This window comes from Helicobacter pylori (assembly GCF_003637665.1).
Classification (GTDB): Bacteria; Campylobacterota; Campylobacteria; order Campylobacterales; family Helicobacteraceae; genus Helicobacter; species Helicobacter pylori_CK.
This window is the reverse complement of sequence record NZ_MVWR01000010.1, coordinates 11,466-33,746: the sequence shown is the minus strand read 5'-3', so window position 1 is coordinate 33,746 and position 22,281 is coordinate 11,466. Positions and strand designations below refer to the sequence as shown.

Annotated in this window: 23 protein-coding genes, 2 tRNA genes and 1 pseudogene; 10 read left to right on the top strand and 16 right to left on the bottom strand. The window is 38.4% G+C overall.

Annotated elements, in window-relative coordinates:
* The 10 genes from EAL49_RS06690 to purD form a co-directional block, all read right to left on the bottom strand.
* Positions 1 to 687, bottom strand: coding sequence for an HNH endonuclease (locus EAL49_RS06690; protein ID WP_120829571.1), 687 nt, complete (start codon positions 685 to 687; stop codon positions 1 to 3).
* An 84-nt stretch (positions 688 to 771) separates the two neighbouring features.
* On the bottom strand, positions 772 to 1,287 hold the full coding sequence (gene cysE, locus EAL49_RS06685) for a serine O-acetyltransferase (protein WP_000886353.1): 516 nt from the start codon (positions 1,285 to 1,287) through the stop codon (positions 772 to 774).
* A 299-nt stretch (positions 1,288 to 1,586) separates the two neighbouring features.
* Positions 1,587 to 1,673 (bottom strand) — tRNA-Leu (locus tag EAL49_RS06680).
* Positions 1,674 to 1,725: 52 nt separating this feature from the next.
* A tRNA-Leu gene (locus EAL49_RS06675) sits at positions 1,726 to 1,812 on the bottom strand.
* Between the two features lie 68 nt (positions 1,813 to 1,880).
* Positions 1,881 to 2,198, bottom strand: coding sequence for a F0F1 ATP synthase subunit C (locus EAL49_RS06670; protein WP_000669961.1), 318 nt, complete (start codon positions 2,196 to 2,198; stop codon positions 1,881 to 1,883).
* Positions 2,199 to 2,330: 132 nt separating this feature from the next.
* A complete protein-coding gene (locus EAL49_RS06665) occupies positions 2,331 to 4,397 on the bottom strand; it encodes a polyribonucleotide nucleotidyltransferase (protein WP_120829570.1) in 2,067 nt (688 codons plus the stop codon).
* 2 nt (positions 4,398 to 4,399) lie between these two features.
* The gene (locus tag EAL49_RS06660; RefSeq protein WP_050841785.1) at positions 4,400 to 5,104 is read right to left on the bottom strand and encodes a phosphoribosyltransferase; all 705 of its coding nucleotides are present in this window, start codon (positions 5,102 to 5,104) and stop codon (positions 4,400 to 4,402) included.
* 13 nt (positions 5,105 to 5,117) lie between these two features.
* The gene (locus tag EAL49_RS06655; protein WP_120829569.1) at positions 5,118 to 7,379 is read right to left on the bottom strand and encodes an LPS-assembly protein LptD; all 2,262 of its coding nucleotides are present in this window, start codon (positions 7,377 to 7,379) and stop codon (positions 5,118 to 5,120) included.
* A gap of 2 nt (positions 7,380 to 7,381) precedes the next feature.
* Positions 7,382 to 7,861 carry an RDD family protein gene (locus tag EAL49_RS06650; protein ID WP_120829568.1) on the bottom strand — a complete coding sequence of 160 codons (480 nt, stop codon included), beginning with the start codon at positions 7,859 to 7,861 and terminating at the stop codon, positions 7,382 to 7,384.
* A 48-nt stretch (positions 7,862 to 7,909) separates the two neighbouring features.
* Positions 7,910 to 9,184, bottom strand: coding sequence for a phosphoribosylamine--glycine ligase (purD, locus tag EAL49_RS06645; protein ID WP_000654407.1), 1,275 nt, complete (start codon positions 9,182 to 9,184; stop codon positions 7,910 to 7,912).
* Positions 9,185 to 9,485: 301 nt separating this feature from the next.
* Here purD and EAL49_RS08485 point away from each other — a divergent pair.
* A pseudogene (locus EAL49_RS08485) lies at positions 9,486 to 9,590 on the top strand (prohead core protein); the annotation flags it as partial.
* Here EAL49_RS08485 and EAL49_RS08325 read toward each other — a convergent pair.
* From EAL49_RS08325 to EAL49_RS06610, 5 genes are all read right to left on the bottom strand, one after another.
* A complete protein-coding gene (locus EAL49_RS08325) occupies positions 9,587 to 9,922 on the bottom strand; it encodes a hypothetical protein (protein WP_162973130.1) in 336 nt (111 codons plus the stop codon). The pseudogene EAL49_RS08485 and the gene EAL49_RS08325 overlap by 4 nt on opposite strands.
* Position 9,923: 1 nt before the next feature.
* A complete protein-coding gene (locus EAL49_RS06625; protein ID WP_120829567.1) occupies positions 9,924 to 10,388 on the bottom strand; it encodes a hypothetical protein in 465 nt (154 codons plus the stop codon).
* 444 nt (positions 10,389 to 10,832) lie between these two features.
* A complete protein-coding gene (locus tag EAL49_RS06620) occupies positions 10,833 to 11,519 on the bottom strand; it encodes an ABC transporter ATP-binding protein (protein WP_120829566.1) in 687 nt (228 codons plus the stop codon).
* On the bottom strand, positions 11,513 to 12,217 hold the full coding sequence (locus EAL49_RS06615; protein WP_000370652.1) for a di-trans,poly-cis-decaprenylcistransferase: 705 nt from the start codon (positions 12,215 to 12,217) through the stop codon (positions 11,513 to 11,515). The genes EAL49_RS06620 and EAL49_RS06615 overlap by 7 nt, the downstream gene beginning before the upstream one ends.
* Positions 12,218 to 12,257: 40 nt before the next feature.
* Positions 12,258 to 15,098, bottom strand: a complete 2,841-nt coding sequence (locus EAL49_RS06610) for an FAD-binding and (Fe-S)-binding domain-containing protein (protein WP_162973129.1) — start codon at positions 15,096 to 15,098, stop codon at positions 12,258 to 12,260.
* Between the two features lie 71 nt (positions 15,099 to 15,169).
* On the opposite strand from EAL49_RS06610, the gene EAL49_RS06605 reads away from it, so the two are divergent.
* Genes EAL49_RS06605 through crcB form a run of 3 tightly spaced genes read left to right on the top strand, consistent with a single transcriptional unit; the run spans position 15,170 to position 16,624 of the window.
* Positions 15,170 to 15,502 carry a rhodanese-like domain-containing protein gene (locus EAL49_RS06605; RefSeq protein ID WP_000888797.1) on the top strand — a complete coding sequence of 111 codons (333 nt, stop codon included), beginning with the start codon at positions 15,170 to 15,172 and terminating at the stop codon, positions 15,500 to 15,502.
* A gap of 2 nt (positions 15,503 to 15,504) precedes the next feature.
* Entirely contained in the window at positions 15,505 to 16,185 is a 681-nt protein-coding gene (locus EAL49_RS06600; protein WP_120829564.1) for a uroporphyrinogen-III synthase, read from the top strand.
* A 46-nt stretch (positions 16,186 to 16,231) separates the two neighbouring features.
* Entirely contained in the window at positions 16,232 to 16,624 is a 393-nt protein-coding gene (crcB, locus tag EAL49_RS06595; RefSeq protein ID WP_120829563.1) for a fluoride efflux transporter CrcB, read from the top strand.
* Positions 16,625 to 16,682: 58 nt separating this feature from the next.
* Here the strand turns inward: crcB and hemW are convergent, their stop codons facing one another.
* Complete coding sequence (gene hemW / locus EAL49_RS06590; protein WP_162973128.1) at positions 16,683 to 17,720, bottom strand: radical SAM family heme chaperone HemW; 1,038 nt, start codon at positions 17,718 to 17,720, stop codon at positions 16,683 to 16,685.
* A gap of 94 nt (positions 17,721 to 17,814) precedes the next feature.
* Here hemW and EAL49_RS06585 point away from each other — a divergent pair, with 94 nt between their 5' ends.
* The 6 genes from EAL49_RS06585 to folP all read left to right on the top strand — a co-directional run bounded on the left by EAL49_RS06585 (position 17,815) and on the right by folP (position 22,278).
* On the top strand, positions 17,815 to 18,105 hold the full coding sequence (locus EAL49_RS06585; protein WP_033755013.1) for a c-type cytochrome: 291 nt from the start codon (positions 17,815 to 17,817) through the stop codon (positions 18,103 to 18,105).
* 157 nt (positions 18,106 to 18,262) lie between these two features.
* Positions 18,263 to 18,736 carry an RNA pyrophosphohydrolase gene (locus tag EAL49_RS06580; protein WP_120829562.1) on the top strand — a complete coding sequence of 158 codons (474 nt, stop codon included), beginning with the start codon at positions 18,263 to 18,265 and terminating at the stop codon, positions 18,734 to 18,736.
* A complete protein-coding gene (locus tag EAL49_RS06575; RefSeq protein ID WP_120829561.1) occupies positions 18,730 to 19,947 on the top strand; it encodes an aspartate kinase in 1,218 nt (405 codons plus the stop codon). The genes EAL49_RS06580 and EAL49_RS06575 overlap by 7 nt, the downstream gene beginning before the upstream one ends.
* Positions 19,944 to 20,486, top strand: coding sequence for a DNA replication regulator HobA (gene hobA, locus EAL49_RS06570; RefSeq protein ID WP_000788261.1), 543 nt, complete (start codon positions 19,944 to 19,946; stop codon positions 20,484 to 20,486). The genes EAL49_RS06575 and hobA overlap by 4 nt, the downstream gene beginning before the upstream one ends.
* A complete protein-coding gene (locus tag EAL49_RS06565; protein ID WP_120829560.1) occupies positions 20,483 to 21,139 on the top strand; it encodes a DNA polymerase III subunit delta' in 657 nt (218 codons plus the stop codon). The genes hobA and EAL49_RS06565 overlap by 4 nt, the downstream gene beginning before the upstream one ends.
* Entirely contained in the window at positions 21,136 to 22,278 is a 1,143-nt protein-coding gene (gene folP / locus EAL49_RS06560) for a dihydropteroate synthase (RefSeq protein WP_120829559.1), read from the top strand. Before EAL49_RS06565 ends, folP begins: the two co-directional genes overlap by 4 nt.
* Positions 22,279 to 22,281: the final 3 nt, after the last annotated feature.

The following is a 22,281-nucleotide window of genomic DNA, read 5'->3' as shown; positions in this document are numbered from 1 at the left end:
CTATAAAGTAGTTTTTTGATGGTATCCATTTTGATACCCCTCATAATAGCCTTTTTGATGCCCTTCATTGTATATCCTATCATTACAAGTTTTCCTGTATTGTATGGGGTCATATTGATAACAGCCCACACAACCATCATATTCAGCCTCCCTCTCATAGAAAGAATAATAATTGCCAGGAATTTTTGTTGCATCAAATCTATAGCCACTTTCTTTGCATTTTTTACAAATCTGGCGTTTCTTGTCGTTACAAGCTTTGCATAAAGCTTGGAAATCATCAAAAGTCTGTGTGTTTGAATCAGAAACTCTTAAATCATCCTTGCGGCCGTCTTTATGATCCACTTCTATTTGAGTGTTTTCAGAGTTGCCACGCACACCGCACATCGCGCAACATTGTTGACTATAGTAATTTTTAATGTCTTGACGGATACTTTGGTTAAAAACACATCTGGTATTATAGCCATTCAAGCGTATTCTATCAATAGAATTTCCTAGAGTTTGCCCTTTATCAAATTCTAATTTAAATTCTTTAGCCAAAGATGAGTTATTCCTACACCAACTCCCCCCATTACCTAGTTGCAATCCTTGATATTTTCCTATAAATTCTCTAACGCTTACCCAACGGATCACCCCGTTTTTATCAGGTTGTGCAAGTTCCAAAAATAATTCTTTTTTACTTTCACTCATTTTAAAAAGCCTCTCTATAAAAAATTCTCATCAATTTACCTCAAAATAGCCCGCATGGCGCAAACTCCAACCTCTTATTTAAAATTAACGATCCTTTGTGATGGTTTTAGCTTTAGCGCCTACAGCCGTAGAACCCGTGGGTAAATCTGAAAGCACCACCGCATTAGCCCCAATCCTCACATCATCGCCCACATAAATCGCGCCCAAGACCTTAGCCCCTGCCCCCACTACCACTCGGTTGCCTAAAGTAGGGTGGCGCTTGCCCTTAAACTTGCCCGTGCCCCCTAGAGTTACGCCATGATAAATGGTAACATCATCTCCAATCTCTGTGGTCTCGCCAATCACCACACCCATGCCATGATCAATAAAAAGCCCTCTCCCAATCTTAGCACCCGGGTGGATTTCTATCCCAGTGATAAAACGCGCTAACTGAGAAAGTGCGCGCGCAATGAAGTAAAACCTCCGCTTGTGCAACGCATGCGCTAGGCGGTAACAAAGTAGCGCATGAATGCCCGGATAAAGCAAGAGCACCTCCCACTTATTCCTAGCTGCCGGGTCTTCTTGCAAGACACGCTCCAGGCTATAAGACAGATCTAGCATGACAGAGTCTCCGGTTAAAATATATTTGGATCAACATGACTTAAGCAGATTTTTCTCATCCATTCCAATAAAACTTGATGCAAATTTTTCTTGCCATTATACCTAAACTCATACTCCTTTTAATGGAGTAAAATCAATAGAGTAAAACGCTCTCTCTTTTAATTCTTTTAAATTCTCTTAAACAACCCTTTAAAAAGGCTTAAAAAAACCCGCTAATCCATCATTAATTTGGCATTTATTTGGGATAAAACTATTTTAAACGAAAAAATAAAAAGCAGATTGAAAAAAATTATTAGTAGTGGTGCCGAAGGTCGGACTCGAACCGACACGGGATTGCTCCCACCAGATTTTGAGTCTAGCGTGTCTACCAATTCCACCACTTCGGCGTTATAGAACAAAGAGTGAGATTATACCCACTTATTCCTTAAAGAAACTTAATGGTGCACTGGGCGAGACTCGAACTCGCACGAGATTGCTCCCACCACCCCCTCAAGATGGCGTGTCTACCAATTCCACCACCAGTGCTAAAAATTTAAAACAAATATTATAGCTAAATCATGCTTTTTAAGCAATAATTTAGCTTATCAAAACCCTTAACTTAAGAATGGGTTACTATAAATAGCGATAATAGCAAACACTAGAGTATAAATCACTTGCGCTTCAATCATCGCCATGGCCACGAACATGGTTGTGAGCAATTTACCGCCCACTCCTGGGTTTCTCGCTGTGCCTGTAATGGTCGCTGCGGCCGCATTCCCCATGCCGATCGCCCCACCAAAAGCGGCAATCCCTAAACCGATCATCGCCCCTAAGATAGAATAAGATTTAATCATATCCATCCCACCCATTCCACCATCATGAGCGAAAGCAACGCCCGCTAAAGCCAGAAAAAATAACGCTAAAAATTTCATTTTCGCACTCCGTTTCAAAAATTGGGCTTGATTTTCATTTCGAATCGTTCCTCTACTTTCAAAAATACAAGCAAGAATTTATTTTAATACAAACTAGCTTAAAAATGCTTTTAAAAAACGCTTTTTAAAATTTTAAGCCAAATCCAAAGCGATTTTACCCTTATTGAAACTAATCACCCTACATTTGATATTATCGCCTTCTTTTAAAACCACTTGACACCTGTCCATGTTTTGTTTTCTTAACAAGCCTTCGCCCCCCTTAGGCAAGCTTAAAAACGCCCCAAAATCCACGATTCTCTTCACTTGAGCTTCTAGCACCTCATCAATAGCGTATTGCTCCAATTCTTGATCTAAAGAATGCAAGTAGTTTAAAATAAATTCCTTAGTCTTTAAAACACGCTCTTTATTCCCCATGATTTTCACTTCACCGCTTGGTTTATTCAAATCAATTTTAACCTCAAATTTTTCCACTATCTCTTTAATCACACGCCCCCCTTGACCGATAATTTCTACAATTTTATCGGGCGCGACATTAAAAATTTCAGTTGTAGGCAAATGGGAAAAATTGATCACAATCTTTTCTTTCGCTTCATGCATGATTTTTAAAATATGTTTCCGTGCTCTTTTAGCTTGGAGTAAGGCTTGGTATAAAACCTCTAGTTGGATACCGCTCATTTTGGTATCCATTTGCATAGCCGTAATGCCTTCTAAATTCCCAGCAATCTTAAAGTCCATATCGCCTTCTGCATCTTCTAATCCGCTAATATCGCTTAAAATGGCGTGATCTTGCCCTTCGCTCACCATGCCCATAGCCACCCCAGCGACTAAATCGTAAATTTCCACACCGCTTGCATAAAGGGCTAAAGACCCTGCGCACACGCTCGCCATTGAGCTTGAACCATTGCTTTCTAAAATCTCAGAAACCAATCGTATCACCTGCTCTTTATTTTTAATGCTCGTTTCTAAGGCCCTTTTGGCTAAATTCCCATGCCCTAATTCACGCCTTGAAGTCGCGCCAATAGAACTCGCTTCGCCCACGCAAAAAGGAGGGAAATTGTAATGGAACATGAAGCGCTCTTTAATGGGGGCTTTATGCTCCAAACTCTCATGGGTTTGAGCGTCATTATCCGTGCCTAAAACCCCTACCACTAAGCTTTGAGTTTGCCCCCTAGTGAATAAAATGGAGCTGTGCGCCATAGGGAGCAAGTTGCTCTCTATTGAAATGGGCCGCACTTCTTCTAACGCGCGCTTGTCCGGACGGATTTTATCTTGAATAATCATGCGCCTTATCTCAGTTTTTTTCACTTTTTCTAAAGACCATTCAATTTCTTCTAAACTGAATTCTGAGTGGGCTTCACTGATTTTTTTAGCAATTTCATTGAAAACATTTTCTCGCTCGCTCAAAGCAGAACTTTCAATGCCTTTGATGATTTCATCAAAATACTGATTTTTTAATAAATCTAACAGCCTTTCATTAAAAATTATTCCTTGGCTTTCTTTAAAAAGCAACTCGTTTTGGTGGGGCGTGAAAACCTCTTCATAAAGCGTGCAAGTTTCTTTCAAACTTTTTTGAGCCAATTCTAAAGCTTTTAGCATTAAAGGCTCTTCTAAAGCGTTTAATTTTTGCCCTAAAGATCGCATTTCTATCATGTTCAAACTCTCTTTCGTGCCGGACACGAACAAATCCAAACTGGATTGATTCAAAAGGCTTGTGTTAGGGTTAATGATAAATTCGTTACCAATCCTAGCGATCCTGCAAGCGCTCACGCTTTTAATGGGAGCGATATGGGCCAAAAAGAGAGCGGCTGAAGCGGCGTTTAAAGCAGAAACCTGCAAGTCATTTTCAATATCATGGCTTAAAACCATTAAAGTGATTTGGGTAGGGTAGCGGTAATCTTTAGGGAATAAAGGGCGTAAAGTCCTGTCTATAAGCCTAGAAGTTAAGATTTCAAAATCTTGCGCCCTGCCTTCTCTTTTAACAAAACCGCCCGGGATCTTTCCGGCTGCATAAGATTTTTCTAAAAACTGCACCACTAAAGGCAGAAAATCTTCACTCACAGGCTCTCTTTCTATGCACACGCTCGCTAAAATGATGGTTTTCCCTAAGCGATATAAAAGAGAGCTGGTGGCTTGTTTGGCCACTTGTTTGAGAGCGAACTCTTCGGTTTTGTTACTGGAATTGATGGTGATAAAATCCATATTTAATGTTCCTTTTTTAAATTGGGCGCGTTGTTGGTGCCCAAGTATTTTTCAATTTCTTCATTGCTTAATCGCTTGAGTTCTTTATAATGATGCTCCACAGAGACAAAACATTCAGGGCGATACACGCTAATCACCCCATCGCACAAACTTTCTAAGCCTTGAGCGACATTTTGTGCGAGAATGGGGGTTAAAATATAAATGTCTTGGCATTCTTTTTTCAAGCAAGTTTGCACGCCTAACCCTGCTCTAAAACCGGTTTCAATCCCCCTATCTACGATAAAAATATTTTTATCTTTTAAGCTTTTGATCGCATTGCCTTTGCGATACTGATAGATGTGAGACAAAATGTCTTCTTCATAAGCTCGCTTGGCTTCCCCATAAACATAGTCTAAAGTGATGTCAAAGGAATTGATCAAGCTTTCATTCATCACTATATCCATGCTTTCACTCACTAAAGCGATTTCACACTTTGAGTTTAAAGGGGCTAGGATAGGTTCTAAAAAAAGTATATCATAAGTCGCTCCAAATTTTTGCGCTAAAGCGTGAGCTAAATACAAAGCGTTAAAACTCAAAGCGAGCATGATGGAATCTTTTAAATCAATATGGCGCGTGTGGATTTCATTAATCAATTTGTTCAAAGCGTCTTCTTCATTGATAAAACGCATGCCCTCTATATCGGTGATATGGCTAAAGTCCGTATTCAAATCTATTCCTTTTTTACTTACGCTGTAAAGAGCGGTAAGTTACATTGGTTTTAGTGATCGGTGAAAAGTCTAATTCTAGCTTAACATAGTTATTTTCAAACACTCTTATAGGCTGGTTGGGATCGCCAGTAAGGATAGGGCGTCGTTGGTTGACGAATTGAAAGCCAATCCCAAAACAACGGATTTTTTTATAAATCCCCACATTCCAATTTAAAACCACATTGTTTCTAATATCATAACCCACATCCGCGCTCATGGAAAAATAGCCAAAGTCGTTGCTAAAACCCGCCTTTAAATAATCCGCAGGATTTTCTACAATGCTATTAATCCCACTGCTGAAATTGTTCCTTAAAAAATAAGAGAGGTTAAAGCTTAAAAACTTGCGTTGGTAATTGGCGTTCACAGAGATTTCTTCTAAGCGGTTTTGATAAAACGAATAAAAGACATTCCCAAAGATATTCAATCCCGTTAAGGGCGAAAACCCGATCTTGCTCTCTAGTGGCATTCTAAAGGGCGAAACTTTATCGTCAAGATTGATGAGTTGCGATATTTTAAAATACAATAACTCTTGCCCCCCTAAGCCATAAAGGTATTGCGTTAGGGTTAAATCCACCGTCTTGTTGCTCGCATTGATAGGTAAAATACTGCTAGGATTCCACACCGAGTCATACAAACGCCCTTGATAATCATAATCTCTCAATAAAGGCGAAGTGTAGCTGTTTAGAGCTTGCGCGCTTAAAGCATACATGTTTTGAGAAAACAAGCCGTTTTTAAAGGTGTAATAAGGGATGTTGAAAATCGCTTCTAGTTGGACCGTGTGGAAAAGCTTGTTGTATTCTCTGGCTAAATCCGTATTGACATACATGGAAAAATTTGAAGACACAAAGTTCCCAAATTCCCTTGATTCATTAGGGATCGTAGGCACGAAAGAATTTTTAGATTGCATTAAAGCCACATTAGATAGTTGGAGATCATTCCAAAGCCCTAAAGATAAATACTTTTTAAACAAAGAAAATTGCAAGCCCACCGGCACATTCAAAGCGTTTTGCACATAGCCATAGCCGATCTCTCTTGCGGTGTTTCTAAACTGATAATCCACCGAATACAACAAATTTTTAAAATACAAAGAATTTAAATATTTATGGTATTGCAAATTAGGGACAGATTGGAAGGTGCGGTTATTGTTGATTTTATTCAGGTTTAAAAAATACTTGATATTCAAGCCGTAATAATTGTTTTCTGTTTGCAAGTAATAATTCGCCCTAGACATGTGCGTGGCGTCTGTGATACGCTTATTAACCTTTTCAAAACGCACATAGTCCAAATCGTTCATGTATAAAAAGTCAATGTAATGCCCGTTGTCAATATTAGACTTAAGATGGAAGTATTTTTGTAAAGTGTCCCTGCTAGAGCTTAAAAATTCAAAACCATAGATATTTTGATTCCTCAAATCGTAGCGTTTGACGTATTGGGTGTAATTCCTAAAATAGCGCGCATTGAATAAAAACCTGTCGTTTTTAGAGTTAATGTAGCGCGCTTCAAAATTCAAGCCAAAACCCCTTTTATAGCGGATTTGTGGGGTAAAGGTCATATCCCATGAGTTTTTGGGGGCTAAATAAAAGGGTTGCAAATAAATAAAGCCGTCTAAATTGGAAGTGCCAAACTCAGGATATAAAAACCCGGTAGTTCTTTTATTGCTCGTGGACATGAAAATATAGGGCAAATACAATACAGGAATATCACCGACATAGATCTTAGGATTCCACATAGACAAATGCGATTTTTGCATGTTGAATGAGCCTGAAGTCGCATTGACATGCCAAATGGGGTTATCAATGCTGCACCCTGAAGCGCTCATGTTTTTAACCTTATATTTTTGATCCTTCCCGCTAGCAATATCCGCGCTCACCCAAATCCCGCTCACGCTGTCTTGGACATAAAAGGGGAAAATGATTTCATATTTTTCATTCAAGCTCAATTTCACATAATCGGTTTTAACGAGCAAACCCTCGCCCCTATAAACCTTGATATTCCCCTCTAATAACGCTTCTTTAGTCTTGGTATCATAACGCACCTTGTCCGCTAAAATATACACATCATAATTCAATAAGATCGCATTCCCTGATGCGGTTATCACATTGTCTTTAGCGCTCACTTTATCCGCAAGGATTTCAAAAATCTTATGGTTTTGTTTGTCAAATCGTTGCATAGCGATTTCTTTAGCCTCTAATGCGCTCAACAAAAAAAAGACCGCCAAATACAACCAATAAATCATGATTAAAACAACACCAAAAGACTTTTGCTTTTTTCTTCATGCCACGCCCTATGATAGGGGTTTTTAAACACTACAAACCATAAAAAGGGGCATAGAAAAACCACAATCTTTAACCCTAAACGCTTCAATAAAATAGCCCTACTGGGGCAATCTGCCAAATAAATATCAATAATTTTAATCCTAAAAACCAGTTTAGCCAAACTCATCTTGCACAAACACACAAAAAAGATTTCATAAACGCCATACAAGACGATAAAACCTATCGCAACAAACACGCTGTGATAAATGGGGTTAGCTAGCCAGTATAAAGAACGCAAAAAATCGCACGCCCCTAAAAGATCGCTCAATAAAAACGCTACCAACAAACCATCAATTAAAAACGCTAAGATGCGCCAATACAAGGGGCATAAACGCATTTTTTCACGCATAAGGAGTGTTTCTATGATTTCAGTTTCTTCTTTTTCTAAATTTGGAGAGCGCATTCAAAAACAAACAAGACAAACTCTTTGGTTTGTCTTAAACTTTAACCTTTAAGAATATTCTTTCAAATCTAACACCTTAAAACCAATATCCTTGCGATAAAACATGCCTTCAAAATGCACCTTTTGAGCGATTTCATAAGCGTGGTTTCTGGCTTCTAATAAGGATTTTCCTCTGCCAATGGCAAAGATCACCCTCCCTCCACTGCTTTCAAACACGCCATTATCCTGCTCCACTTCCCCTAAAATCAAATGACCCTTTTTTTCATCAACCGGATCAATATAAAGGGTTTGCTTGGGCGAAGAGCTAGTGGGGTAATTCCTAGAAACAAGCGCCACACTCATCACAAATTCTTTAGAAAACACTAATTCAAGAGAATGTAATTCCCCTTTGGCTGTAGCCAAACACAAATCTAAAAGCGAGCTTTCTAAAAGAGGTAAAATCGTCTGGCATTCAATGTCTTTAAAACGCACGCTAAAATCCAATAAATACGGCTCTAAAACACCCTTTTCTTCTATGATTACAATTTCAGCGAGTAAAACCCCTTTAAAAGGCGTGTTATCAGCTTGAAGTTTCTCTAAAGTTGGTTTAAAGATATGATTTTTTATTTTCTCTTCTAATTCATTAGAGAAAAAGTTTGCAGGAGCGATGGCCCCCATACCTCCTGTATTGACCCCATTATCCCCCTCTAATAAGCGTTTGTAGTTTTGGCAAAAGGGCAACAAGATAAAATCATCATTGGCTATGAGCGCTGTAACTGAAAGCTCAAACCCCTCTAAAAAAGGCTCTATGATCACAGGCTCATTGCTTTGTTTGAAAGCGTCTTCAAGGATTTTTAACGCTTCTTCTTGTTGATGGACAATGCTTGTGTTTTTATTCAACGCTTTAATCACTAAGGGGAAAGAAGCGTTTTGAATGTAACTCAAAGCTTCTTTTAAATCGTTTGTTTCAAAGTAAGACGCGCTTTTGATACCGCATTCTTTAACAAAAGCTTTCATGTAGCTTTTAGAAGCTTCTAACTTAGCCGCTTCTTTAGAAGCCCCAAACACTAAAATACCCGCTTTTTCTAGCATCTCTGTAAGCCCTAAAACCAAAAGCTCTTCTTCTGAAATGATGGCTAAATGGATCTGTTTTTTCAGGGCTAATTCCACGATATGCTCGTAATGTTCGCATTCCAGATTTTCGCCTAAATCTTGAGTGCCACCATTACCCAAACAAAAATACAAAGCATTCACTCGCTCATCTTGCTGAAGCCTTTGAGCCAAAGCATACTCTCGCCCCTTATTCCCCACAATTAAAACATTATAGTTATTGTTATCTTTCATGTCTTTCCTGCAATGTGGTTGTTTTTAAACCCAGATGACCGCTACTTTTACATGTGCATAAGTTCAACAAACCTACACTAATAAGGCTAGGAGGATTTTCTTAGGGGCAGATTTAAAAAATGCCATCACACAAAAACCACTACCTTAGCCTAACTTATTTTTTCAACGAACTTGCCATCAAATAAGAAACACGAATCATCCAGGCGATGTTTACAATTATACTTAAATTTTAAAGAAATTCCATGCAAAACTATACAGCATAAAAAACACAATCAAAAAATAGAAAACGAGAGAAATTATAGTCGTGGGTATGGGCGGTAAGGTTTCAATTGCGTTCAAATTTCTAATTTTTTGCTCTCAATCTTTTAGAAAAAATTCAAACTCTAAGGATCCATCTTTTCGTTAGGGTTTAGAGCGATTTGGTTCATCGCATTCAAATGAAAAATTTTTGCCGTCAAACTTTCTGAGAAAAAGACCTGATTGTTTGCATAATTCTAATGCTTTTTTAAGCTTTTGATTTCTTATCTCTTCCAATTGTTTAGAGTTATTTGCAATATCAGTATCAAGATAGGCTTCATAGGTTTCTTTTGTCATTATAATCATTCCAAATGTTAAAATCCTATAGCCTTTATCTTTGTGATCGATTTTAAGCGTAACAAAGATCACTAAAGCATAAACACCTAAAAGCGCTAATAACCAAAGAATTATTTTACTTGTTATGTATAACGCTTTTTTCACTTCAATACCTAAGATTATCAAAATAATCAAACATTTTAGTATTGTTTTGTGGCTGTGTATTTTGATGATTGGAGTTAAGAATGTTGTTTGTAGGGTTTTCTAAGGGCTTTTTTGTAGCCGGCTCATCGCATTCAAACGAAAAATTGGTGTTATCAAATTTTTTAAGAACACGATTTTGTTGTTTGCAAAATTCTAAAAACTTTTGAAAATTCTCTTGAGATTTTTTTTCTTGCTCTTCTTTTTGCCTACGCTGTTCTTTAAGATTTTTTTCTCTTAAAAGTTCTGTATGCCATCTTGAGATTTCAGCATCTCTTTTAACTTCTGCTTCTCTTAATCCAATATTGCTAAGTTTTTTAAACTTAATACAATTTTCAAGAGATTTGAATAAAGAAAGACATAAAGAATCTTCAATTTCTAATTCATCTAGTTGCTTGCCAATTTTATACTGAAACCAAATATTATTCATGTGTAATTCCTTGTAAAAAATTATTATTCTACCAAAAATAGAATAAGACAAAAATTCTAGCTATTTCTAATTTTAATACCCCATTAAACTTAATGAAACCTAAACTCAACGAAACCAAAACCCAACATAAATATTACTAAAAAGATTTTTTCTAAAGATCTCACCACCAACAAAGCGATAACTCGCAATTCAATCTTAGGCTTCATCTGCAACAATACAATCTTTAGCAATCAAGCCATCTGTTATGATTAGACATGACTTTAGATTTTATTTTTAATAGTAAAACTCATTCCCCCTACAACCCCAAACTAAACCCCCTAACCCTAAAGAGCGCTTTTTTAAGAAGTTATCATTTAACTAGCGTCAAAATCTTTTATATTATTATAAAAAACGCTTTTAGTATTTCTTAAAATATTATCACTCAATAGGAAATCCTTTATTGATTTATTTCAGCCTTTCTTTATACGCCGCTTCCAAACTGCTATACCCTTTTTTCAATTCTCCCACATCCCCAAAAGCCACTACTTTGGCTTCTTTTAAAAAAATCGCGCTGTCTAAATACTTTTCCACATCCACCACCAAATGCGTAGAGACTAGCAAGCTTGCGTTTTGGCTAAACTCCTTAGCGATTAACTCAAAAATCTCTTCTCTTGCAATAGGGTCAATCCCAACCACCGGCTCATCAAAAAGATACAAAGAAGCGTTTCGTGATAGGGTTAAAATCAGCTGTAATTTTTCCCTCATGCCTTTTGAAAGGGCTTTGAATTCTCTTTTTAAAGGCACACTGAAGCGTTTGAGCAAATTTAGGGCTTTTGATTCATCAAAATCGCTGAAAAAATCCTTGTAAAAAGCGATCGCTTTTAAAGGCGTTAATTTAGGATCTAAAAAATCGCCATCGCTTAAAAACGCCACGCTTTTTTTCGTCTCTATGCCGATCTTTTGATCTAAAATTTTCACTTCCCCTTGATAGTTCAAATTCAATCCAGCTAAAATTTTTAACAGAGTGGTTTTGCCCGCCCCATTAGGGCCTAAAAGCCCTATAAATTGCTGTTTGGGTAGTTTCAAACTGATATTGTCTAACGCTTTTAAACTCCCATAAGTTTTAGTCAAATTCTCTATTTCTACTAGCATTTTAATTCCCCGAATTTGCGCACTCTTTTATAAAAATCGCTAATGATGTTTTCTAAATCTTTAGGGGTGAAATCAGGCCATAAAATCGGCGTGAAAAACAATTCCGCATAGCTGGACTGCCACAATAAAAAATTAGACAAGCGCATTTCCCCCCCCGTTCGTAACAATAAATCCACTTCCGGCAAATCATGCGTGTCTAAACGATTAGAAATTTCATTTTCTAAGCTTTCTAAAAGGCTTATATGGCTAGGTGGGCTTTCTAGCAAGCTTTTAAACGCCCTTGAAAGTTCGTTTTTAGATCCGTAATTAAGGGCTAAAACTTGCGTAAAATCCTTAAAATGCCTGGTATCGTTTTCAAGCTGTAAGATCGTGTCTCTCAATTCTTTAGAAAAGCCCTCTAAATCCCCTATCGCCCTGAAGCGTATGTTATTATCCAAGTAAGTGGATCGCTCATCTTTAAGGTATTTTTTAAGCATTTTCATCAAAAAATCCACTTCACTTTTAGGGCGTTTCCAATTTTCCGTAGAAAAAGCGTATAAAGTCAAGCATTCTAGCTTATGATTAGCGCACCAGATCGTGATGTCTTTAAGGGTTTTTACGCCTTTTTTATGCCCATAAGCCCTAGCTTTATTCTTTAATTTAGCCCACCTGCCATTACCATCCATAATAATGGCAAGATGTTTGAGAGTGTTATCCAATGCCTTTACCCTTTAAAGAAAGTCTTTAATTATACACCATTTAAAGCGTGCAAGCATCCACTAAATAAGCGATATGCTGCCAAGCGAATTGGGTTTTTTCACTCAAACCAATTTCGCAAGTGCTAGAAGTGGAAAAGCCCCTTTTAAGATCATAGGATTGGTAAAACGCTTGAAAGCCATTCAAAGCACTCTCGTTCAATTCAGGGGTAAAAAAGCCCTTATTCCCTGCAAAACCGCAACAACCCGTCTCTTTGTGGATAACAATCTCGCCCAAAGTGCATTTTTTAGCCAAATTAAATAACAACTCTTCTTTATTTTCTAATTTTAAAGCGCACATCGTGTATAACCCTATGTCTTCGTTAATGGGGTTGAATTTTAATTTAGGGCTTAGAACTTCTTCAATATAGACGCTCAAATCATAGACTTTCAAATCCTTATAAGCTTTCATTTGCTTGAAAAAATGCGTCGAACATGCGCTATGGTCTAAAACAATGGGTATCTTGCCGTTATCGCTTAATTGCAAAAAAATCGCATGGTTTTTTTCGTTGTTTTGCTCGGTTAAATCGGTGTAATTGATAAAGGCTTTCCCGCAACAAAGCGCGTCCAATCCATTAGGATACATTACCGAAACTTTGGCTTTTTGGCATAAGGATTCAAACACTTCTTGAATACTCCTTTGATCCGCCATTTTAGTTGATGGAGCGAACGAGCGGTTGATGCAAGTGCTGAAATAAATGACTTTTTCTCCGCTCTTAAGCGTTTTATTCTCTAAAGGATAGGCGTTGTTTTTGGGCATGTAATCAAAAGCTTTAGGGAAAGGCTTGATGAATTTTTTAATCCCTTTAGTCAGGCTCACTAAGTTGTGAGAGCCTATGAGATTTTGAACTAAGCGAGCGCTTTTTAAAGAAAAACGAGCCGTGCTTGTGGTTGCTTGCATGTGATTAAGGATCTTTGAAGCGATCTTTTCGCCTTTAGGGTTTTTTTGATAATACTTTAAGGCGATGCTCCCGGTATCAATTTCTAAAGGGCATAACATAGAGCACATATGGCACACCGCGCAAGTAGCGTGCGCTAAATATTCAGACTCTCTTAAAAGCTCATCTAATAAAACTTGATCTTCATTATGCCCATGACTCACCCTTTCTTTTAAGCGCTCTACCTCTCTGTGAATAACGATTCGTTGTCGTGGCGTTAAAGATAAATCTTTGCTAGGGCAAATCCTTTCACAAAACCCGCATTCCATGCACATGTCCAGATGCTCTTCAATAGGGTAAATGCTCTTTAAATTTTTAGTGTGGATTTCTTTATCGTTTGTGATGATCACATCAGGGTTTAAAAGGCCATTAGGATCAAACAATTCTTTGATTTGTTTGTGGATTTTGTAGGCTTTTTCTCCCCACTCCATTTCCACAAAGGGGGCTACCATCCTGCCTGTGCCATGCTCGGCTTTAATAGAGCCAGAGCTTTCGCTCACCATTAAAAACATGTCAGAAACTAAATCTTCAAACGCTTTTCTTTCAGTTTCATTTTCTAAAATCGGCGTAACGACAAAATGCAAATTCCCGCTTAACGCATGTCCAAAAATAATGCTGTTATCCTTAAAGCCATGTTTTTTTAAAAGCCCTTCAATCGCTTTTGCCCCCTCTACAAAATCCTCTTGATTGAAGCAGATGTCTTCAATGATCACAGAGCTTTGGCTTTTTCTTTTTGACGCTGCGATAGGGAAAATGCCTTTTCTGATCTTCCACCACGATTGATAAACATTAGGATCACTGCTGATTTGAGAATCTAAAACGACCGGTATCGCATTCAAGGCGTTTAAAATCGTTTGCATGTTGTTTTCTAAAATTAAAGGATCATCGCTTTCGCTTTGAATGAGTAAGCATGCGTTAGGCTCTTTGATTTCTAAAATCACTCTAGGCATGCCCTCCAAACCTTTCACGCTTTTTAAGGACGCATAATCCATAAGCTCTGCTGAAGAAATCATTTCAGGTTGTTTGGCTTTTAAAGCGGCTAAAATTTGAGCGGCTTTGGCGCATCGCTCTAAATTTTCATAAAACAATAACGCGCAAGTTTTATAAGCGTAGTCTTTCACGCATTCTAATTCCACGCTTGAAATAAAGCCTAAAGTCCCCTCAGAGCCTATGAATAAATGGCTGATAATTTCAATAGGGTCTTCAAAATCAATGAGAGCGTTTAAGCTGTAGCCGGTGGTGTTTTTGATCTCGTATTTTTTCTTAATTAGAGCATGCAATTCTTTATCTTCTAAAATCTCTTTTCTTAAGTTTAAAACCCCTTCAATCAAATCTTTGCGCGCGTTTTTGAAATCCTCAACGCTCTTATGATTGGCCGTGTCTAAAAGAGTGCCATCAGCTAAAATGACTCTTAAGGATTTTAGGGTTTTGTAGCTGTTTTGCTCCACCCCGCAACACATCCCGCTAGCGTTATTAGCGACAATCCCCCCTATCATAGCGGTGTTTATCGTAGAGGGATCCGGGCCTATTTTTTTATGATAAGGTTTCAATAAAGCGTTCGCATTACTTCCTATGACCCCACATGAGAGCTGAATGCTTGTAGCGTTATTTAAAATTTTAGCGTCTTTGAAAAAATGCGCCACCACCACCAGCACCCCATCACAGACCGCTTGCCCTGATAAGGAACTCCCAGCCGCTCTAAAAGTCAATGTAACGCTATGCTTTTTGGCTAAAATACAAAGCTTTTGGACTTCTTCTTCACTTTTCACCCAAGCGACTATTTTAGGGATATAACGATAACATGACGCATCAATGCCATAAGCCAAACGGCGTAAATAATCCTTAAAGATCCGCTCGTTTAAAAACCCGCTCGCTTCGGTAAAAAAAGCATGATAATTTTCTTCCACACACACTCCTTAAACATTCCTATTTATCAAATCATTGTAACATAACCTTACTTTAAAAATTAAGGATAAACATGCTTGAAGATTATGCAATCAGTTTAGAAGAAGTCAATTTCAATGATTTTATCGTGGTGGATGTGCGCGAATTGGACGAATACGAAGAATTGCATTTGCCTAACGCTACGCTCATTAGCGTCAATGACCAAGAAAAGCTCGCTGATTTTTTAGCCCAACACAAAGATCAAAAAGTGTTGCTCCATTGCAGGGCTGGTCGCAGGGCTTTAGATGCGGCTAAAAGCATGCATGAATTAGGCTATACGCCCTATTATTTAGAGGGCAATGTCTATGATTTTGAAAAATACGGCTTTAGAATGGTCTATGATGATACTTGCGATAAAAAAAACTAGGCATGAGGGAGGTTGTATGGGTGCATTCTCAAAGAATCGCCCCTTATAAGACTCTCATTTTAAATGAATTGCGCTACTATCCCCTAGAATTAGATCCAACCCCTTTTAACGCTCTTATTTTTACTTCTAAAAATGCGGTGTTTTCCTTGCTAGAAACTCTAAAAAACAGCCCCAAACTCCAAATTTTACAAAACATTCCTGCTTACGCTTTGAGCGAACCCACCGCAAAAACTTTACAAGATCATCATTTTAAAACCGCCTTTATAGGAAAAAAAGCCCATGGCAAAGAGTTCGTTCAAGAAATCCTTCCTTTATTGGAAAAAAAAAGCGTTTTGTATCTCAGGGCAAAAGAGATTGCCTCTTCTTTAGACACCATTCTTTTAGAGCATGGCATTGATTTCAAACAAGCCGTTGTTTATGAAAACAAGCTCAAACATTTGACTTTAAGCGAGCAAAACGCCTTAAAACCCCAAGAAAAGAGCGTTCTTATTTTCACCGCCATAAGCCATGCGAAAGCCTTTTTACACTATTTTGAATTTTTAAAAAGTTACACCGCCATAAGCATTGGCAACACGACCGCTCATTATTTACAAGAGAAAGGCATTCAAAGCTATACCGCCCAAAAGCCTTCCTTAGAATCGTGTTTAGAACTGGCTTTAAATTTGAGGGTTAAGGAATATTAAAAATATCTTATTATAATGCTCTCTATTGATTTTTAAAGGATGATGCATGAATTTTGTTTTTTTATGGGCCGCTTTAGGGGGAGCGATAGGGAGTTCGTTAAGGTATTTTGTGGGCAAAATGATGCCTAGCAAATTTTTAATGTTTGAAAGTTTTCCTTTAGGGACTTTTAGCGTGAATCTCATAGGGTGTTTTGTCATCGGCTTTATGGGGCATTTGGCCGTTAAAAAAGTTTTTAGCGATGATTTTGGGATCTTTTTTGTTACCGGGGTTTTAGGGGGCTTTACGACCTTTTCTTCTTACGGGTTAGACACTTTAAAACTCTTGCAAAAATCCCAATACATTGAAGCCCTTTCTTATGTTTTAGGCACTAACATTTTAGGGCTTGTTGGGGTGGCTATCGGCTGGTTTTTGGCTAAAAATTTTGTAGGCATTAATTAAAAACGCTTTCTAGTGTTTTTAATTTCAGACGAATATTTGATAGAACAAAGCCTAAAAATCATAGCAGCCACAAAGCCATTTCATCGGCCATGAAAAAATCGCTCGCTACCAAGCGGTTGTTTTTAATAAAAGCCTTATTTTCTTTAATTAAAAGCTCCACTTTGTGAGCGTCTAGCAAATGAAGCTCAACCCCTAAAATGCACCTTAAGCCTAAAAACAGCTTTTCTAAGCGCTTGTCTTTTTCGCTAAGTGGCTCAACTTGGCGTTGTAGGGGGTCTTTAATATAACTTTCTATGAGTTTTTTTGCATAAAAGCGCTCATTCGCCACGCAGCCCACAGCGCCAGCCCCACACCCTAAATAATCTTTAGCCTCCCAGTAAGCTAGATTGTGTTTGACCTGGTAATTCCTAGCGTAATTGGACACTTCGTATTGCTTGAAAGAAAAGCCCTCTAAAGTTTCTTTCACTACATTGTCAAAATCCACGCTTGAGGGTTTTTTGGCGTTTTTTTCTAAATTCGTGTTTTTTTCAATACTCAAAGCATAAGCGCTCAAGTGGTTGATAGGGAGTTCTTTGGCGAGTTTCAATTCTTCTTTTAAAGATTTTTCACTATCTAATGGGGTGTTATAGATCAAATCAATGCTGATATTTTCCATCCCGCTTTTTAAAATAACCTCTATCACAGGGGTGATATTTTTGGAATGTTGGCGCTCTAAAAACAATAACTTATCCTCCCTAAAACTTTGCACCCCTAAACTCAAGCGGTTGATTCCTAAATCTTTTAAGCCTTGACACCAGTTTTTAGAAATGAGTTCAGGATTAGCTTCAGTGGTGATCTCGCAATCCACACTCAAGCGTGCATTTTGATGGATGCTTTCAAAAATCTTTTCAAAAGACTTCACGCTTAAAGTGTTGGGCGTGCCGCCGCCAATAAAAATACTCTCCATTTTTTCATGGGTTTGCTTTAGGGCGTGCTTTAAATCCAGGCATAACGCTTGAATGTATGCTTCTTTTAATTCGCTCTTGTTTTCATAGGAATTGAAAGCGCAATAACCGCATTTATTTTCACAAAAAGGGATATGAATATATAAAATCATATTTATTTCTCTCATTTTCACTTCATTTTTAAGCAAAACTTAAACTTGGAATTGTATCATTTTAAGATCATTTTGATAAGTAAGGAGATGAATTATGAAAAAGGTTATTTTGGCTTTAGGCGTTTTAGCGTTCGCCAACGCATTAATGGCAGCTGATGTTAAAGCTCTTGCAAAAAGTTGTGCCGCTTGCCATGGGGTTAAGTTTGAAAAAAAGGCTTTAGGTAAAAGCAAAATCGTTAACATGATGAGTGAAGCAGAAATTGAAAAAAGTCTTATGGATTTTAAAAACGGCTCCAATAAAAATCCTGTCATGACCGCGCAAGCTAAGAAATTGAGCGATGAAGACATCAAGGCTTTAGCTAAATACATCCCCACTCTCAAATAAACTCTCTTGATTTAATAGTGCTTTTTGGCGCTATTAAATTAGTTTCAAACCCTTTTTTCTTGATTTTTGATTTTAATGGCATTCTTAACCCTACTTAAAGCCAGCATACACTATAATACGATCTTAATCAAACAAGAAAGAGCTAGAATAAAGACCTATGCCACATAAAAAATATCGTCCTAATGTTGCGGCTATTATTGTGTCGCCAGACTACCCTAATACATGCGAAATTTTTATCGCTGAGCGCATAGATATTGAAGGGGCGTGGCAGTTCCCCCAAGGGGGCATTGATGAGGGTGAAACCCCTTTAGAAGCGCTCCATAGAGAATTATTAGAAGAAATTGGCACGAATGAAATAGAGATTTTAGCGCAATACCCCAGATGGATCGCCTATGATTTCCCAAGCAATATGGAGCATAAATTCTATGCGTTTGACGGGCAAAAGCAACGCTATTTTTTAGTGCGCCTAAAGCATGCGAACAACATTGATTTAAACAAACACACGCCAGAATTTAGGGCTTATCAATTCATTCATCTTAAGGATTTGCTTAAAAAAATCGTCCCCTTTAAACGCCAAGTGTACCGCCAAGTCATCGCTTATTTTAGAAAAGAGGGGTATTTAGGGTGTTAATCGTTCAAAAATACGGCGGCACGAGCATGGGCAGCATAGAAAGGATCCACAATGTCGCCCAAAGGGTTTTAGAAAGCGTTAAATTAGGGCATCAGGTGGTGGTGGTCGTTTCTGCGATGAGCGGCGAAACGGATCGGCTTTTAGAATTTGGCAAGAATTTCAGCCATAACCCTAATAAGCGAGAAATGGATAGGATCGTCAGCGTGGGGGAATGGGTTTCAAGTGCGGCTTTGAGCATGGCGTTAGAAAGGTATGGGCATAGAGCCATTTCCTTGAGCGGGAAAGAAGCGGGCATTTTAACCAGCTCGCATTTTCAAAACGCCGTGATCCAATCTATTAACACCCAACGCATCACAGAGCTTTTAGAAAAAAACTACATTGTGGTGATCGCTGGGTTTCAAGGTGCTGATATTCAAGGCGAAACAACGACTTTAGGGCGTGGGGGGAGCGATTTGAGCGCGGTCGCTTTGGCCGGGGCTTTAAAAGCGCATTTGTGCGAAATCTATACGGATGTGGATGGCGTTTATACCACCGATCCGCGCATTGAAGAAAAGGCTCAAAAAATCGCGCAAATCAGCTATGATGAAATGCTTGAACTGGCTTCTATGGGGGCTAAAGTGTTATTAAACCGCTCGGTAGAATTAGCCAAAAAACTCAGCGTGAAGTTAGTGACTCGCAATTCGTTTAACCATAGCGAAGGCACGCTCATTGTGGCTGAAAAAGATTTTAAAGGAGAACGCATGGAAACCCCTATAGTGAGCGGGATCGCATTGGATAAAAATCAGGCTCGTGTGAGCATGGAGGGCGTGGAAGATCGGCCAGGTATTGCCGCTGAAATCTTTGGCGCTTTAGCGGAGTATCGCATTAATGTGGATATGATAGTCCAAACGATCGGCAGAGACGGCAAAACCGATTTGGATTTTACGATCGTTAAAACCCAAATAGAAGAAACCAAGCAAGCCTTAAAGCCTTTTTTAGCGCAAATGGATTCCATTGATTATGATGAAAATATCGCTAAAGTTTCCATAGTGGGCGTGGGCATGAAGTCGCATTCTGGGGTAGCGAGTACCGCTTTTAAAGCCCTAGCCAAAGACAACATTAATATCATGATGATTTCTACAAGCGAGATTAAAATTTCGGTTTTGATTGACATTAAATACGCTGAATTAGCCGTTAGAACTTTGCATGCGGTGTATCAATTAGATCAATGAAAAATTTCTACGACTGGATCAAAGAATTTGTGCGCGATCAAGGGGAGTTTATCGCGCAACAAAGCGGGTGGCTGGAATTAGAGCGATCAAGTTATGCAAAACTCATCGCGCAAACCATCTCGCATGTGCTTAATGGCGGATCGCTGTTAGTGAGCGCGGATTCTTCTAGGCGCTGGTTTTTAAACTACATTCTTTCTAACTTAAACCCTAAAGATTTAAAAGAGCGCCCCTTATTGTCCGTCATTGATTTTAACGCTTCTTCTTTCTACCCCAAAAACGATGCGAATCTCTCTCTAGCCACCATAGAGCTGACTTATCAAAATCCCATGTTTTGGCATGTTGGGAAAATTGAAAATGAAGGCTTAAAAACCTTACTACTGAGTAAAATCCCTAGTTTTTTATGGCTTTTTGAAGAACTTAAAGAAGATTGCTTGCTTTTAAAAGAGCATGACAGCTTGCTGGATTATAAATTATTGCAGCTCTTCAAACTCTTTGAAAACGCGCTTTTCAGTGCACTATACAATAAGGTTACTCTGTGAAAAACCTCAACCGCCTTATTTATACGGACAATCTTGAAGAGAGCTTAGAAGAGGTTGCAAGCCTTTTTGAACACCCCATTAAATTCTACACGGAGATTATTGAAAAAGACAAAAAGGTGATCAAAACTTTTAACAAGGATTTTAAAATAGAGCATGCCAAAGAAGTCCTATCCAAAGCCAACCTCAAACACAGCGAATTAAACGCTTTTTTAATCGCTGCGCCCAGCTATGGCATAGAAGCCCAAAACGCGCTTTTAAAAATCTTAGAAGAACCCCCGAATAACGTTTGTTTTATCATGTTCGCTAAAAGCCCAAACCATGTTTTAGCCACCATTAAATCCCGCCTAATCAAAGAAGATAAACGCCAAAAAATCCCCCTAAAACCTTTAGATTTGGATTTATCAAGGTTGGATTTGAAAGATATTTATGCGTTTTTAAAAAATTTAGACAAAGAAAATTTTGATTCCAGAGAAAATCAGAGGGAAAAAATTGAAAGCCTGTTAGAGAGCGTTAACAGGCATAAGATCCCCTTAAACGAGCAAGAATTGCAAGCCTTTGATTTAGCGATCAAGGCTAACAGCTCTTATTACAAGCTCAGCTATAATCTTTTACCCCTGCTTTTAAGCCTGTTGTCTAAAAAGAAAACGCCATGATTGTAAAACGCCTTAACCCTGATGCGCTCAAAAACGCTCTGCAAAAAATAGGGCCAGAAAAGATCGCACAAGATCGCATGCATCAAAAAGGCGTTAGCTTTGTTTTTGAAATCCAGCATCTGCCCTTAAGCGCAACGCTCATTTTAAAACAAGAAGCCATAAGCGTTGGGGGCGATTTTGCCACGCCAAGAGATTGTATTTTAGCCAAAGAGCCTTTTTATGATGGGGTGCTGGTTGTGAGCGCTAAGCAATTAGAACGCCTTATTGTTAAGTGCCACTCCCAACCCTTTGGGCTTAAACATTTAGCGCAAGAATTAAAAAGCCACCTCAAAGCTAAAAAGCCTAACGCCCCACAGATCATGGCAATCTTGAATCTCACGCCGGATAGTTTCTATGAAAAGAGCCGGTTTGATAGCAAAAAAGCGCTTGAAGAAATCTATCAATGGCTAGAAAAGGGTATCACGCTCATTGATATAGGCGCGGCCAGTTCAAGGCCAGAGAGTGAAATCATTGATCCAAAAATAGAGCAAGATCGCTTAAAAGAAATTTTATTAGAGATCAAATCCCAAAAACTCTACCAATGCGCTCAATTCAGCATAGACACCTACCATGCCCAAACCGCCCAAATGGCTTTGGAGCATTGTTTTTCTATCCTTAATGATGTGAGCGGTTTTAATAGCATTGAAATGCTAGAAGTCGCACGAGATTACAAGCCCACTTGCATTTTAATGCACGCTCAAAAAACCCCCAAAGACATGCAAGAAAACGTTTTTTACCACAATCTGTTTGATGAAATGGATCGTTTTTTTAAGGAAAAACTAGAGGTTTTAGAAAAATACGCGCTTCAAGATATTATTTTAGATATTGGGTTTGGATTCGCTAAATTAAAAGAACATAATTTAGCCTTAATCAAGCATTTAAGCCACTTTCTCAAATTCAAAAAACCCCTATTGGTGGGAGCGAGTCGTAAAAACACGATCGGGCTTATCACTGGGCGTGAAGTTCAAGACCGGCTCGCCGGCACTTTGAGTTTGCATTTAATGGCGTTGCAAAATGGAGCGAGCATTTTAAGAGTGCATGACATTGATGAGCATATCGATCTCATCAAAGTGTTTAAGAGTTTGGAAGAAACGGATTAAACC

Excerpts from the sequence above, each read along its gene's own strand:
- crcB (WP_120829563.1), top strand. The coding sequence starts at position 16,232 with ATGAATTTTGTTTTTTTATGGGCCGCTTTAGGGGGAGCGATAGGGAGT.
- folP (WP_120829559.1), top strand. The coding sequence starts at position 21,136 with ATGATTGTAAAACGCCTTAACCCTGATGCGCTCAAAAACGCTCTGCAA.
- EAL49_RS06670 (WP_000669961.1), bottom strand. The coding sequence starts at position 2,198 with ATGAAATTTTTAGCGTTATTTTTTCTGGCTTTAGCGGGCGTTGCTTTC.
- EAL49_RS06655 (WP_120829569.1), bottom strand. The coding sequence starts at position 7,379 with ATGATTTATTGGTTGTATTTGGCGGTCTTTTTTTTGTTGAGCGCATTA.
- EAL49_RS06620 (WP_120829566.1), bottom strand. The coding sequence starts at position 11,519 with ATGCTAGTAGAAATAGAGAATTTGACTAAAACTTATGGGAGTTTAAAA.
- hobA (WP_000788261.1), top strand. The coding sequence starts at position 19,944 with ATGAAAAATTTCTACGACTGGATCAAAGAATTTGTGCGCGATCAAGGG.
- EAL49_RS06625 (WP_120829567.1), bottom strand. The coding sequence starts at position 10,388 with ATGAATAATATTTGGTTTCAGTATAAAATTGGCAAGCAACTAGATGAA.
- EAL49_RS06585 (WP_033755013.1), top strand. The coding sequence starts at position 17,815 with ATGAAAAAGGTTATTTTGGCTTTAGGCGTTTTAGCGTTCGCCAACGCA.
- EAL49_RS06690 (WP_120829571.1), bottom strand. The coding sequence starts at position 687 with ATGAGTGAAAGTAAAAAAGAATTATTTTTGGAACTTGCACAACCTGAT.
- purD (WP_000654407.1), bottom strand. The coding sequence starts at position 9,184 with ATGAAAGATAACAATAACTATAATGTTTTAATTGTGGGGAATAAGGGG.
- EAL49_RS06605 (WP_000888797.1), top strand. The coding sequence starts at position 15,170 with ATGCTTGAAGATTATGCAATCAGTTTAGAAGAAGTCAATTTCAATGAT.
- EAL49_RS06665 (WP_120829570.1), bottom strand. The coding sequence starts at position 4,397 with ATGGATTTTATCACCATCAATTCCAGTAACAAAACCGAAGAGTTCGCT.
- EAL49_RS06580 (WP_120829562.1), top strand. The coding sequence starts at position 18,263 with ATGCCACATAAAAAATATCGTCCTAATGTTGCGGCTATTATTGTGTCG.
- EAL49_RS06600 (WP_120829564.1), top strand. The coding sequence starts at position 15,505 with ATGAGGGAGGTTGTATGGGTGCATTCTCAAAGAATCGCCCCTTATAAG.
- hemW (WP_162973128.1), bottom strand. The coding sequence starts at position 17,720 with ATGATTTTATATATTCATATCCCTTTTTGTGAAAATAAATGCGGTTAT.
- EAL49_RS06650 (WP_120829568.1), bottom strand. The coding sequence starts at position 7,861 with ATGCGCTCTCCAAATTTAGAAAAAGAAGAAACTGAAATCATAGAAACA.
- cysE (WP_000886353.1), bottom strand. The coding sequence starts at position 1,287 with ATGCTAGATCTGTCTTATAGCCTGGAGCGTGTCTTGCAAGAAGACCCG.